The organism is Vibrio sinaloensis, assembly GCF_023195835.1.
GTDB classification, from domain to species: domain Bacteria; phylum Pseudomonadota; class Gammaproteobacteria; order Enterobacterales; family Vibrionaceae; genus Vibrio; species Vibrio sinaloensis_C.
The window spans coordinates 45,834-58,802 of sequence record NZ_CP096200.1 but is presented as its reverse complement, the minus strand read 5'-3'; the positions used below and the strand labels follow the sequence as shown (position 1 = coordinate 58,802).

Sequence of the window (12,969 nt, the reverse complement as noted above, 5' to 3'; positions counted from 1 at the left end):
GTTAGAGGAACAATAATGATTATCAAACCCGTGATCCAAGGGGTGGTTGCCAAAAGCGCTCATCCCCTTGGCTGTAAACAGGCCCTTATTAATCAAATCAACTACGTAAAATCAGCACCTGCGATAAAAGATGGCCCCAAACGGGTGTTAATTCTTGGTGGCTCTTCTGGTTTTGGCTTAGCCGCTCGCATTGCGTTGACCTTTGGCGGTGCCGAGGCTGATACCATCAGCGTCTCGTTTGAAAAGCCACCCGGTGACGGTAGAACCGGCTCTGCGGGTTTTTACAATGACTATTACTTCAAACAATTCGCGCAGCAACATGGTCGCCAAGCGATTAATATTCATGGTGATGCGTTCTCTAACCAAGTCAAAGCCGATGTGATTGAAGCGATTGAAACCTACTTCGAGGGTGAAGTAGACCTGATCATTTACAGTGTCGCCAGTGGCATTCGCCCCGATCCAGACAGCGATAAGGTATGGCGATCCTCAATCAAACCCATGTTAGAACCTGTCTCCGGTGCCACATTGATGCTCGAGAACGATCACTGGCAACCTTCACGGCTTGAAGTCGCGACTGAGCAAGAAGCCAGCGATACTATCAAGGTGATGGGAGGTGAAGATTGGGAAAAATGGATCGATGCACTGATCAACGCCGAGTCAATTGCGCCTGGGTGTCAAACCCTCGCGTTCTCCTATATTGGCCCTGATATTACCCACCCGATCTATCTTGATGGTACCTTGGGCCGTGCCAAAGTCGATTTGCACCAAACCAGTCACTCACTCAATCTTAAACTGGCCAACTTTGATGGTGGCGCTTATGCCGCGGTGTGTAAAGCATTGGTGACGAAAGCGAGTGTTTTTATTCCTGGCCTGAGCCCTTACCTAATCGCTCTGTATAAAGTGATGAAACAAAAAGGCACACATGAAGGTTGTATCGAGCAAATGCAACGGTTGTTTACCACTAAGTTATATAGCCAGAATCCGGTTCCTGTCGATGGAGAGCGCCTGATCCGTATTGATGATTTAGAGCTCGACTCAGACACCCAAACCCAAGTAAAACAGCTGCTCGCTGAAATGAACAGCGAGAACTTTCAGCAGTTAGGTGACTACCAAGGCTTTAAGAATGAGTTTTTAAACCTAAACGGATTTGGCTTTGACAATATCGACTACTCACAACCGATAGATACTGATATGTTTATTAAATAAACGTATTGTTCTAAAAGGCAATCTCAAAACTGAGACACAACAAATTGAATCGCCCAGAGCCCCGCTCTGGGCTTTTTTTTATTGGTTGGCTAGTGCATTCTGAGCGCAGAAGAGAGTGTGAGCGTAAAGTTTAGCTGCAACGTATCACAACGACTATTATTAGATTGAGGAGCACGGATGGCTCCCCGTTTATTCATTGCCCATGGAACACTGTATGTCCAAATTAAATACCAGCTCGATGATCATACCAGCAGAAATGAGCTTGGCCTGGCAAGAGATCGTCAACCTACTCGCGGAAATTGTCGCGGTCCCTGCCGCTTTGATCATGCGTATCCATCAACAACATATTGAAGTTTTTTCTGCCAACAATAACCATACTCATCCTTATCAGGTTGGTGATACCGAGCGCCTTGGACACGGGCTCTATTGCGAAACCGTGGTCAATGACAAGCAGCAGCTTTTAGTCAGTAATGCCGAGTTAGATCAAAAGTGGTGCACAAACCCAGACATCAAATTAGGGATGATCGCTTATTGTGGCCTGCCGCTGCAGTGGCCCAACGGAGACGTATTCGGCACCATTTGCGTGCTTGATGACCAAGAGAATCCATTTAACTCAACCTACCAAAAACTGTTGGCGTCGTTTCGCGATTCCATCGAAGCTCAATTGACAACGCTTTATCAAAACCACCGCCTTCAACAGGTTAATGCTGAGCTCAAATCACGGGTCAAAACTCGAACCCAAGACTTGGTTGAACTCAACTATTCACTCAATCAAGAGATCGATAAACGACGCGCGGCTGAGCGCAAGATTCGTTATCAGCAGAGACACGACATTGGTACCGGTTTTCTTAATCGCGCCGCACTAGAAGCAGAGACAGAACAACGTTTACATGAACTCGCGGATAACAGTAAGCGACGTGTAGCTGTTATACACATCGGATTTACCAATGGTCGCCGCATTCAAGCCAAGTATGGCTATGCCGTGTGGGAATCGATTTTGGTTCAGTTTCGTAACCGCTTGATTAAGCATGACCAGCTCAAGGTAATAACCGCACGGCCTTCATCCAATGACTTGGTGTTCGTGCTTGAAAGCCGTCAACTGGAACGAGATGTTAACCTGTTATGCCGCGAACTGGTTGACGTCAGCCAGTCTGAGTTTTTGGTCGATGGTGAGCACCTTCACCTGCACAGCTATATCGGTGTTGCCGACTCAGATGACACCCGCTGCGGAAAAAGCTTACTTAAATACGCTATTGAGGCCATGCAATCTTGTAAAGACTCTGGGCATAAATTCAGTTTTTATTGTCAGGACATTGCAGACACGCAAAAAAACATCAGTCAACTTGAAAGCTATCTACTGCAAGCGGTACGCAACGACGATTTGTTGCTCTATTTTCAGCCGAAAGTCTCACCTGTCACTCATCAATGGATAGGCGCTGAAGCACTACTTCGTTGGCGTCATCCCATTCTTGGTGACATCTCTAACGAAACATTGATTCATCTCGCAGAGCAAAATGGGTTGATCTTCGAAGTCGGCAGCTTTGTATTGCGTAGCGCCATTCAAAAAGCGTCAGAATGGCTGAATCATGTCGACAATTTCAAAGTCAGTATCAACATCTCTGCCGTACAGTTGCAAAGTCCTCAGTTTGTTAATCAGCTCAAAGACTTACTCGCTTCTTATCAACTGCCCGCCTCCTACATAGAATTAGAAGTGACCGAGAGCGGCTTGATCGCCGACGAAGTCGTGGCGCGTAACACCTTAAGCGCTTTGAGCGATTTGGGCATTACTTTGTCTCTCGACGACTTTGGCACAGGCTATGCGTCTTTCAATTACCTGAAAAAATTTCCGTTTGATGCGATTAAAATCGACAAGAGTTTTATTCAACAGCTCGAGCATAGTGAACAAGACAAAGAAATCGTACGCTCCATCATCACCATCGCCAAAAAACTGGATTTGCAGGTCACGGTAGAAGGGATTGAGACCACGCAACACGAAAGTTTCATCGTTAGTGAGGAGTGCGATTACGGACAAGGTTATCTCTATGGTAAGCCCATGCCATGTGATGAATTTGAATCTCATTTTCTGCACCAAAACCAGCACCCCAATCATCTCATCTATTCTTAACTGACAGTCAAAGCCTTTACTCTATGGCGAGCGATTCCTATAATCCTCGCCCTCGCTGTCACTTACATTTGAATTCAATATGGACAAACTTACCAACACGCTAAAAAAAATCGAAAAACAAAACTATCGTGCCTACCAGCAAATCAAGGGTCAGTACGACTTTAGCGACTTCACGCTCCATATTGACCACGTGCAAGGTGATCCGTACGCCTCGGCATCAAGACTTCGCGCGGTGCGTCCTTGGTCACTCACCGGGTTAAGTTGGCTACAAGACAAATCTCATGCTTACCAGGTCGCAGCTCGTGACTACATCGCTCGATGTTTCGCGCAATTGGTGAAACAAGAGTCCGCTATCGACATTGCGTTAAACGGCCAAACGGTGCTCGATAGCACCGCGGTACTGTTTACTCAGCAAGGGATAGAACTGAGGTTTCGCGTCAATTTGCCTGCAGAAGGGCGTTCAGTACTGGGTAAAAAAGCTACCAACCTGCTCACTTTTCATCTCCCTAAATTTATTCGCCGCTCAACGATTGAGCGAGAGCTCGATCTTGAAGCCCTGAAACATCATTGTGAGATCGTCGAAGATCAACAAGCATTGCGCGAGCAGTTAGATGCCCACAACTTGATCGCATTTGTCGGTAACGGTTCGGTGTTACCACGTATCGCTGGGAACTGCGACTTGCCTATGAAACAAGCGGTAGCGTTTGAATCCCCCTCTTCTCTAGCCGTTACCCTTAACACTCCCAATCAAGGGGCAGTGACAGGTATGGGGATTCCTAGAGGCATTACTTTGATTGTCGGTGGTGGCTTTCATGGTAAATCGACTTTGCTCAGTGCGATTGAACGTTCCATCTATGATCATATTCCAGGGGATGGCCGTGAGTGGATTGTCACCGATCCAAATGCAGTAAAAATTCGCGCCGAAGATGGGCGCTGTGTACACAACTTGAACTTGTCGAACTACATTAACCATTTACCTATGGCTAAGTCGACAGAGAACTTTTCGACCCAAGATGCGTCAGGCTCAACGTCACAAGCAGCCTGGCTGCAAGAATCTATCGAGGCAGGCGCGAGCTCCATTCTTATTGATGAGGATACCTCCGCGACGAACTTTATGATTCGCGACGAACGTATGCAAGCGCTAGTCAGTAAAGGCGATGAGCCCATCACCCCACTGGTAGACAGAATAGGCCAACTGCGAGACGAGCTGGAGATTTCAACCATCATTGTGATGGGCGGCTCTGGTGACTACCTTGACGTTGCCGATACCGTTATTCAAATGAGTGACTACCAAGCCGTTGATGTTACTGAAAAAGCTCGACAGGTCATTGAGCAGCATCCCACTCAGCGCGAAAACGAATCGGAATCCAATTTGGCCACCTTCCCTCCCCGCTCATTCAATTGCACCGCGCTTCAGGCTCTACTCGCGGAAGGGAAATTTAGAGTTGGAGTTAAAGGCGTACACTCACTTCGTTTCGGCAAAGAGGTCATCGACCTTACGGCACTCGAACAGCTTGAATCCAGTAGTGAAGTTCACGCCATCGGTTGGCTTTGGTTCCAATTTGCCCAGCAACCGGGCTGGTGCCAAAATCCTGCGAAGCAGTTGGAGCAATACTTAAACCAAAGTTGGTATAACGTCATGCCACAATACGGTGACTTAGCTAAGCCACGCGTTATTGATGCTGTAGCAGCGCTAAATCGCATGCGCAAGTCGCAATTTAAGCCAGTTTAAGCTTTCTTGCTATTCGCATTGATGTATAAAGGCACTTTCGAGTGCCTTTATGTTTATGACTATGTTTTCCATCGAAACCGGACGCTTTCGTTTGCGTGATTTTACCGCTAGCGACTATCACCACTATCTGAATCAATGCCAAGATCCTAAGTACCAACGCTTTTACAGCGAAGAAGACTGCGCACCAGCTAAGTGTCGGCAGTTGGTTGAGCTTTTTATCGAACAAGCTCAACAATCGCCTAGACAGCACTATCATTTAGCCATTGAAGATCGTCAATCAGGTGAGTATCTCGGTATTGCGGGATTGCGACTTGAGGGAGAAGGCCAAGCTTCTGTCGGCTGTGGACTAATGCGCCAACATCAATCTCACGGTGCGAGTGAAGAGGCTATGCAGGCCTTACTAACCTTTGGTTTTAAGCAATTGAATGTGCACCGCGCATACGCAGAGACCATATCAGAGAATCGAGCAGCAATAAGACTTTGCTTGAGAATGGGTATGCGCAAAGAAGCCGAGCTGATAGAAAACCGCTACTTTAAGCAAAAATGGTGGAACACAACCATTCTGGCGATTCGCTATGAGGAGTTTATCGCGCAGCAAAGCCGCTAACGAAGCACATTCCACGCCTCGCATAAAACACGAAAACGCTCGCTATTACCCGCTTCTCTATCGGGGTGCCACCTTAATGCAAGTTTACGCCAGGTACGGCGAATTTCGGCAGGGCTGGCATCCCAAGGTAGCTCAAATAGACTTAGGGCTTTGGCCCTATCCATATCTTTGCCGTTGGTACTGCCCACAAACTCACGATACTTAGACCAAAATTCGTTCAACAAACGTTTTACTTCCCCCTCGTTGGCCTCATAATTTTGCCACTGAATGTAGTAATCACGCAGCGGATCTTGAAGATCAACTTGGTGAACAGACGCATGATGAGCAGACATCAACACGATGTCCATCGCCTCCACTTGCAGCCAATTGTCAGGGTATAGTGTCTCTTGTAGTTGGTACAACGCGTTCATTATCAGAAAGTTACGTTTAAACAGGTCTTTCTCTGGACTTGGATCAAGAACAGGAATGTAACCGAGCTCACCGAGATGAGACGCTAGGGTATGCACTTTCCAGCCACTGGGTTGCTTTCTTAGCACGTCTAGGATCGGCCACAACAGTGGGTTTTCCATGTAATGCTGAAATTGCGCGGTAATTTGTTGCCCTTGTTTCATAAACCAACCTAGCTGTTTTTTATTTTACTTAAAGCTATTCCCACCCGTTTGTCGAGTTAGCGCTCTCACAAATGTTGGCTGCGCCATAAAAAAGAGCCGCTAATAACGGCGGCTCTATGATTCATAACAATGCGATTAAATAACGCCCAGCTCTCTCAAGCGCTCCATCAGATAGCTGTTCGCAGTATAACGCTCAGACAGCACAACCTCAGGTTTTGGGTGCAGGAATAGTGGCAGTGAGATTCGCGACTGCTCTTGGCGCTCTCCGGTCGGATTGATTACACGGTGAGTGGTTGATGGAAAGTAACCACCAGAAGCCTCTTGCAACATATCCCCAATGTTAATGATCAGGTTGCCGAAATCACAAGGTACATCCAACCACTCGCCCTCTTTGCTCATCACTTGCAAGCCAGGTTCATTGGCCGCTGGCAGTACCGTAAGCAGGTTGATGTCTTCGTGAGCAGCAGCGCGAATCGCTCCTGGTTCCTCATCACCTGTCATTGGTGGATAGTGCAAAATCCGCAGCAATGTTTTGTCGCTGCCATTGATCATCTCTGACAGTGCAACCGAGAATTTTTCTTGTACTTCTTTCGGTGCATGCGCTTCGACCCAGCTTAACAACTGCTGCGCAAACTCATTGGCACGTTGGTAGTAATCGAGGATTTGCTCACGCAGTTCTTGCGGAATTTGCCCCCAAGGGTAAACATGAAAATACTCTTTGATGTCTTTTACGCTATGACCTTTGGCGACTTCTGAAACAGATGGCGGGAAATAACCATCTTGCGTTTCAACGTTAAAGTGGAACTCGTTCTTTCGCTCAGAGGTAAAAAATTGGTACCAGTTTTCGTAGATAGACTCAACCAGCTCTTTTGGGATTGGATGGTTCTTAAGCACACCAAAACCTGTTTCGCGTAGTGACTTTACAAACAGCTCAGCGGCATTTGGCGCTAAATAATCGACGGTTTCCAGTTTCATGACTTTACTTTTAATTATGTTATTTATTTGGGCAAACGATTGTAAATGTGACATTTTGTTAAAGCAAACGTTACGCTCATAAACAACACTGCTCGCATAAAGAGTGTGCAACAGAACTGGTTTTCAACAAAATTTGTGAATTGTCGTGAGTCTCACTAGCGTTGCAGGGAGGGAAATACCTGACCTGCTGTCGACATCAGCCGCGCGTATTTTGTTCTAGCCAAGCCAGATATGGATTCAATCCTTCGCTAAAGGGGATCTGTACCACCTGCGGTATCTCATAGTCATGAGACTCCACGATCGTTTGCTCTAATTCGGCGTAACAGCTACGTTTGGTTTTCATCACTAGAAGAATTTCGTCATCACAGCAGACTTCGCCTTGCCAAATATAGTGACTCTGAATCGGCATCGTCTGTATGCACGCTGCCAGTGAGCGACTTAAAACCGTAGAAATGATCTGCTCGCTATTACGCTGATTATTGGTGGTGGTTAACACGATACAATATTGTCCGCTCATCAAACTCTCCTGTTACTTACCGAGGCTCACTGGGTAATCGTGCTCAATCAGCTCATTGATGAAACAGGAGCCTGAGCCATTGAACGCCACCCACACTTTTTTCTTTGCTCTGGTTAACGCCACGTAGAAGAGGCGACGCTCTTCTGCGTAAGGAAAGGGATCGTCTGTCTGAGTAAGCGCATCACTGAGGTGCAGCGCTTTTACCCGCGCGGGGAACTGCCCCTCATCGACCCCAACCACAAACACAAAGTCGGCCTCCTGACCTTTACTGGCATGGCAAGTCATGTAGCGCAAATTGAGCTGGGGAAACTGCTTCTGCCACTGGCTAAATAGTTCCGGGCAGTGATAATGATTACGTCCGAGCAGCAACACACTCTGCGGCGTTTTCGCATTTCGATTCAACTGATCTAAGGTCTTTTCAATGCGATTCTGGGCGATCAACGTCACCGCCTTACTCTTCTGGTGCTTGTGACTATTCAGAGGCTTGGCGAGTTGAACCGGGTTTTGCTGGATAAATCGATTTGCCACTTCGCCAATACGATCATTGAATCGATAAGTTGTGTCTAGATAGTGGATGGTCGAATGGGCGAATCGGTTTGAGAAATCAACGGTCAAATCGACATTTGAACCCGCAAACTGATAGATAGACTGCCAATCGTCGCCGACCGCAAAGAGCACACTACCGCTATTTTGCTGGCACAGGGCTTCGACCAGAGCCAAGCGCTGTGGAGAGATGTCTTGATACTCATCAATCATAACGTAGCGCCATGGCGATTTGAACTTCCCGCTCTCTACCAGTTTCGTCGCTTGGGTAATCATCAAGTTAAAATCGATTTCGCCCTGCGATTTGAGGTGTTGTTGCCAAGCTTGGTAACACGGCCACACCAAAGCTAGTTCACTATTGAGTCTTGTATAGTCGGGATGATCCACCAACTGTTGTTGAATCTCCTTTTTGCTTTGGGCAATCGCCGCCAGTTGAGCAAGCTGTTTCTCAAGCCAAGCAATTAACTTCGGATTTTCAACGTGACTGCCAAGCTCATCATCACCGGCTAAGTAGGCAATGGGCCACTTATTGAGGTGCTTTTGCCAGCGCTTGAAGTTGGTGGGGGTCATCCAATGCTTTTTCAGCCAATCAATGCACCAGTTAAGGCGTTGATTCTCATCGATAGCTAACGGCGATATTGTGACAGGGTCACCATGACTATTGAGGATTTTTAGCCCCAGTTGATGAAAGGTGTTCACCTTGACAGACTCAGCTGCCAGGCCAATTTTTTCATCCAGACGTTGCTTCATTTCTTGAGCGGCATCGCGTCCAAAAGCGAGCAATAAAATCTCTTCTGGGCGAGCTAAGTGGCTTTGCAGCAAGTAAGCCACCCGAGCCGTTAGCACACTGGTTTTGCCAGAGCCCGCGCCGGCAAGCACCAAATTATTGTCATCGTTGAGCAGAACGGCCTGCTTCTGGCTTAGGTTAAGCGGCGATGACTCGATTTGCGAGAACAGCACCTGCCAGTTGTCGAGCTCAGTCTCCATCCAAACTTGGTTTCGCTGAGTAAGTTGCTGATTGGAGTCGATAATCCAAGGTTCGATGCGAGCCATACGCTCAGGCATTCTTAGTCTAGCGTCTTCAAGTGTCATGCCCATTTGTTGCAAGTTCTCTTCAACCTCATGGCACCACTGTTCGACCTTGGAGTGAGTCAAAAAACTGGGTTGACGCTGGAACTGGGTGACAGCCTCTTCCCAGCGAGGTAGAAACTTAAACAGTTGCTGACACTGATGTTTGTGCCACTGCTGGTAACTGGCGACCGCTTGTCTGGCAAACTCGCGACATTTGTCACGAGGCAACCCCTGAACAAACCAGCCCAGACGCTGCTGTTGGTGCGTATGGGCATAGAACAGCAAGCCGCTCCACAGCAGCCCATGCTTAATTTCAACCTGTCCATTCCATACATTAAATGGAATGCGTTCTTCCAGCGACTCAGATCCAATGATAAGAGAGTCTGTCCCGACCTCGACTTGAAAATACTCTTGCTGAATAAAAAAGCGAGCCGTCTTGTTTGCCGATAGCAGCATGGTTTCACTAGCCTATAAAATCCGTTGTCAGCATCATAACTGAATTGAAATCAGTTTTGCGTATACAAAAGGTAAAAATTGTCACCAAGTAGCCTTAATGGATATATCGCCACTGTCATTTCACAGCGGTCAAGTATCATTTGGTTAATCCGCACGCAAACAGCAAGGTATCTTTATTTAGATCAGAGCGTTACCATAGAGACCTGTTAAGGTGCCACTTAGTCGTCGATAAAAAGTACAGTACACGTGAATCTAACCAGCCAACTACGCCATCTTTGGGCCAATCAAACGGTTAACTACAGCCTGCTTATCCTCATCACTCTGTTGGGCGTAGTCATTCCTACTTGGTACTTGAGTTTAAATACGCTGATCGTGCCGCTGATTTTGGGTGTGATCGCTGCCGCGCTTGCTGAAAGTGACGACAGTTTTACTGGACGATTAAAGTCCCAGTTGCTGACACTTATCTGTTTCGCGATTGCAGCGTTTTCTATCGAGCTGTTGTTTCAAACCCCTTGGCTGTTCGCACTTGGGCTGTTTTGTTCAACATTCGGTTTTATCATGCTCGGTGCAATCGGGCCTCGCTATGCGAGTATTGCGTTTGGCTCGCTGCTTATCGCTATCTATGCCATGTTGGGCGCACATCAAAGCACCAACCTATGGTTTCAACCACTGCTGTTACTCGGCGGTGCCGCTTGGTACTATTTTGTATCGATGATCTGGTACCTGATTGCGCCAATGCAACCGGTTCAACATAGCTTAGCGCGCGTGTTCGAGAGCTTGGCTAATTATCTTGAATCAAAGAGCCAGTTGTTCCACCCAGTCGAAAACCTCACTCCTCAACCTTATCGCATTGAAGAGGCGCGATTAAATGCTGCCACCGTCAGTGCTTTAAACCATTGTAAAGCAACCTTTTTGAGTCGCTCTAAACGAGGGCACGTTGATGGCGCGAGCGACCGCTTTTTACACACCTACTTTCTAGCTCAAGACATTCACGAGCGCATCAGTTCAACCCATTATCGATACCAAGAGTTGGCGGAACATTTTTCCCGTAGTGATGTGCTATTTCGGTTTAAATACTTGCTTGAGAATCAGGCAAAATCGTGTCGACAAATCGCACAGGCCATTCGCCTTGGCAACGAGTATCAACACAGCGACGACTCAATTTTCACCCTCGACGAGCTGCAAAATTCACTGCAGTTTCTACAACAACACAACGACCCATCATGGCGCTCTTTGTTGGCCCAGTTAGGTTATCTGTTTAACAACCTTGCCACTGTGGAAAAGCAGCTCAATCAAGTCAATAACCCCGACGCTCATCAATTGGAAGAAGAGGTGTTGGACGATACCGAAGCCCACGGTTTGAAAGCTATGTATCAACGCATTGCAGCCAACTTTAACCGTGACTCGATGCTATTTCGTCATGCGGTTAGAATGTCTATCGCGCTCACTTTTGGCTACGGAGTGATTCAGCTATTCGATATTGAACGCGGTTACTGGATATTATTGACGACACTGTTTGTCTGCCAACCCAACTACAGTGCCACTAGGCAAAAATTGGTCGCGCGTGTGATAGGCACAGTCGCCGGACTGCTTGTGGGCGTTCCGCTACTCGCACTGTTCCCGTCTCAAGAGAGCCAACTTCTGGTCATCGTTATTTCTGGCGTCGCTTTCTTTGCCTTTCGCTTGGCCAACTATGGCTACGCTACTGGCTTTATTACGGTTCTCGTTCTGTTTTGTTTTAGTCAACTCGGTGAAGGCTTTGATGTCATCTTACCTAGGATTGCAGATACCTTAATTGGCTGTGCGCTCGCGGTTGCCGCTGTCGCCACCATTTTGCCCGACTGGCAGTCTAAGCGATTACACAAAGTCATGGCAGATGCGATTTCAGCCAATCAAAGCTATCTCGCGCACATCATCGGTCAGTATCGAATAGGCAAGAATGATAGCTTGAGTTACCGAATCGCAAGGCGTAACGCACATAACCAAGATGCCAATCTTACCGCGGCGATCAGTTCCATGTTGGCAGAGCCAGGGCGTTATGTCTCGGCGGTGGACGAGAGCTATCGATTTTTAACCCTCAATCATGCTCTGCTCAGCTACATTTCTGCGCTGGGCGCGCATCGAACCCAAATCGCTGATGAGGCGACTCATAAGTTGATTCTTGATGCTCACCGCGTCATCCACCAACATTTAGATGTATTATTTCATCAATTGAATCAACACAGTGAAGTTTGTGATACATCGAATATTGATGACATGGCGTTGGAGTCGCGATTATGTGAATGGCGCGATGATGACGACAGCTCAGTACGTATGGTTCTGCAACAACTGCACCTTGTTTACCGGATGTTACCCGAACTCCACTCGTTAGCGAGTAAGTTTGCAGTTCGTGTCACCCCAACCACACATTGATCTCTTATTTGAATGCGCGGCCAAACGGCCGCTTCTGACATAGCTCGGACAAACTTCCGACATTTTTCCGACACTCGTCAATAAAAACTCATTTACTATACCCATATGATCAAGCCCCGCATGAGGCAAGGTGATGAACGGAGACATCTCTTACTTAGTTCAAGGTGAACGAAATCCGTTTGAAGAGCGTATAGATATGACACAGCATCAATTTGAACTAATGAAATCTCAGCTTAAGACACTGACTCCTCAACAGCTACGTGCACTGAAAGGGGCGATCAACAGCACTCTCAATGATACGCAAGGCTCGATCATCAATGACGAAGAGATGAAGATGATAGCCAGCTTATTTTCGTAGCACAACTTGCTCATATTGCAAACCGATCTTAAGCTTAAGGTAACAGAGGGGGTTGTATGTCAGTTTCTTCGATTCAGTCCGGCTACCAGATTGTTGATATGTCATCGAAGATGGCCGAAGACGCTGCGGCTGAAATCCAGCGCCAGCAACGCGACCTTTCCATGCCAAATGACAATAGTTACGAATTCAATCAAGTCGAGTTCAAAGCACCCGTTCCTCCCCCTTCACAAATTGAAGCTTTGACCAAGCTGTCCAGCGCCGAACGCTATAGCCAAATCGGCACCAATGTTATCCAACGAGACCAAGAAATGATTGGCTCACTGCTGGATATTCACGTTTAACTGCCTTATTTGTTG

11 protein-coding genes are annotated in these 12,969 nt (G+C 47.2%); 7 read left to right on the top strand and 4 right to left on the bottom strand.

Going from position 1 to position 12,969, the window contains the following annotated elements; all coding sequences use genetic code 11:
- The first annotated feature begins 15 nt into the window (after nucleotides 1-15).
- The 4 genes from fabV to MTO69_RS13880 all read left to right on the top strand — a co-directional run bounded on the left by fabV (nucleotide 16) and on the right by MTO69_RS13880 (nucleotide 5,670).
- Nucleotides 16-1,206 (top strand): enoyl-ACP reductase FabV, encoded by a 1,191-nt coding sequence (gene fabV / locus MTO69_RS13895; protein ID WP_248334998.1) that lies wholly within the window; start codon nucleotides 16-18, stop codon nucleotides 1,204-1,206.
- A gap of 214 nt (nucleotides 1,207-1,420) precedes the next feature.
- Entirely contained in the window at nucleotides 1,421-3,331 is a 1,911-nt protein-coding gene (locus tag MTO69_RS13890) for a sensor domain-containing phosphodiesterase (protein ID WP_248334997.1), read from the top strand.
- Nucleotides 3,332-3,410: 79 nt separating this feature from the next.
- Entirely contained in the window at nucleotides 3,411-5,063 is a 1,653-nt protein-coding gene (locus MTO69_RS13885; RefSeq protein WP_248334996.1) for an ABC-ATPase domain-containing protein, read from the top strand.
- Between the two features lie 61 nt (nucleotides 5,064-5,124).
- Nucleotides 5,125-5,670 carry a GNAT family N-acetyltransferase gene (locus MTO69_RS13880; protein ID WP_432715668.1) on the top strand — a complete coding sequence of 182 codons (546 nt, stop codon included), beginning with the start codon at nucleotides 5,125-5,127 and terminating at the stop codon, nucleotides 5,668-5,670.
- Here the strand turns inward: MTO69_RS13880 and MTO69_RS13875 are convergent.
- The 4 genes from MTO69_RS13875 to helD all read right to left on the bottom strand — a co-directional run bounded on the left by MTO69_RS13875 (nucleotide 5,667) and on the right by helD (nucleotide 9,843).
- Nucleotides 5,667-6,281 (bottom strand): DNA-J related domain-containing protein, encoded by a 615-nt coding sequence (locus MTO69_RS13875; RefSeq protein ID WP_248334995.1) that lies wholly within the window; start codon nucleotides 6,279-6,281, stop codon nucleotides 5,667-5,669. The two genes, MTO69_RS13880 and MTO69_RS13875, sit on opposite strands and share 4 nt — an antisense overlap.
- 135 nt (nucleotides 6,282-6,416) lie before the next feature.
- On the bottom strand, nucleotides 6,417-7,256 hold the full coding sequence (locus MTO69_RS13870; RefSeq protein ID WP_248334994.1) for an isopenicillin N synthase family dioxygenase: 840 nt from the start codon (nucleotides 7,254-7,256) through the stop codon (nucleotides 6,417-6,419).
- Nucleotides 7,257-7,452: 196 nt separating this feature from the next.
- The gene (gene cutA / locus MTO69_RS13865; RefSeq protein ID WP_248334993.1) at nucleotides 7,453-7,773 is read right to left on the bottom strand and encodes a divalent-cation tolerance protein CutA; all 321 of its coding nucleotides are present in this window, start codon (nucleotides 7,771-7,773) and stop codon (nucleotides 7,453-7,455) included.
- A gap of 12 nt (nucleotides 7,774-7,785) precedes the next feature.
- Nucleotides 7,786-9,843: a DNA helicase IV gene (gene helD, locus MTO69_RS13860; protein ID WP_248334992.1), complete on the bottom strand. Its 2,058-nt coding sequence runs from the start codon at nucleotides 9,841-9,843 to the stop codon at nucleotides 7,786-7,788.
- Nucleotides 9,844-10,089: 246 nt separating this feature from the next.
- On the opposite strand from helD, the gene yccS reads away from it, so the two are divergent.
- From yccS to MTO69_RS13845, 3 genes are all read left to right on the top strand, one after another.
- Nucleotides 10,090-12,255: a YccS family putative transporter gene (gene yccS / locus MTO69_RS13855; RefSeq protein ID WP_248334991.1), complete on the top strand. Its 2,166-nt coding sequence runs from the start codon at nucleotides 10,090-10,092 to the stop codon at nucleotides 12,253-12,255.
- A gap of 133 nt (nucleotides 12,256-12,388) precedes the next feature.
- Nucleotides 12,389-12,613 carry a hypothetical protein gene (locus tag MTO69_RS13850; protein WP_248335668.1) on the top strand — a complete coding sequence of 75 codons (225 nt, stop codon included), beginning with the start codon at nucleotides 12,389-12,391 and terminating at the stop codon, nucleotides 12,611-12,613.
- Nucleotides 12,614-12,669: 56 nt separating this feature from the next.
- Entirely contained in the window at nucleotides 12,670-12,954 is a 285-nt protein-coding gene (locus MTO69_RS13845; protein WP_248334990.1) for a hypothetical protein, read from the top strand.
- Nucleotides 12,955-12,969: the final 15 nt, after the last annotated feature.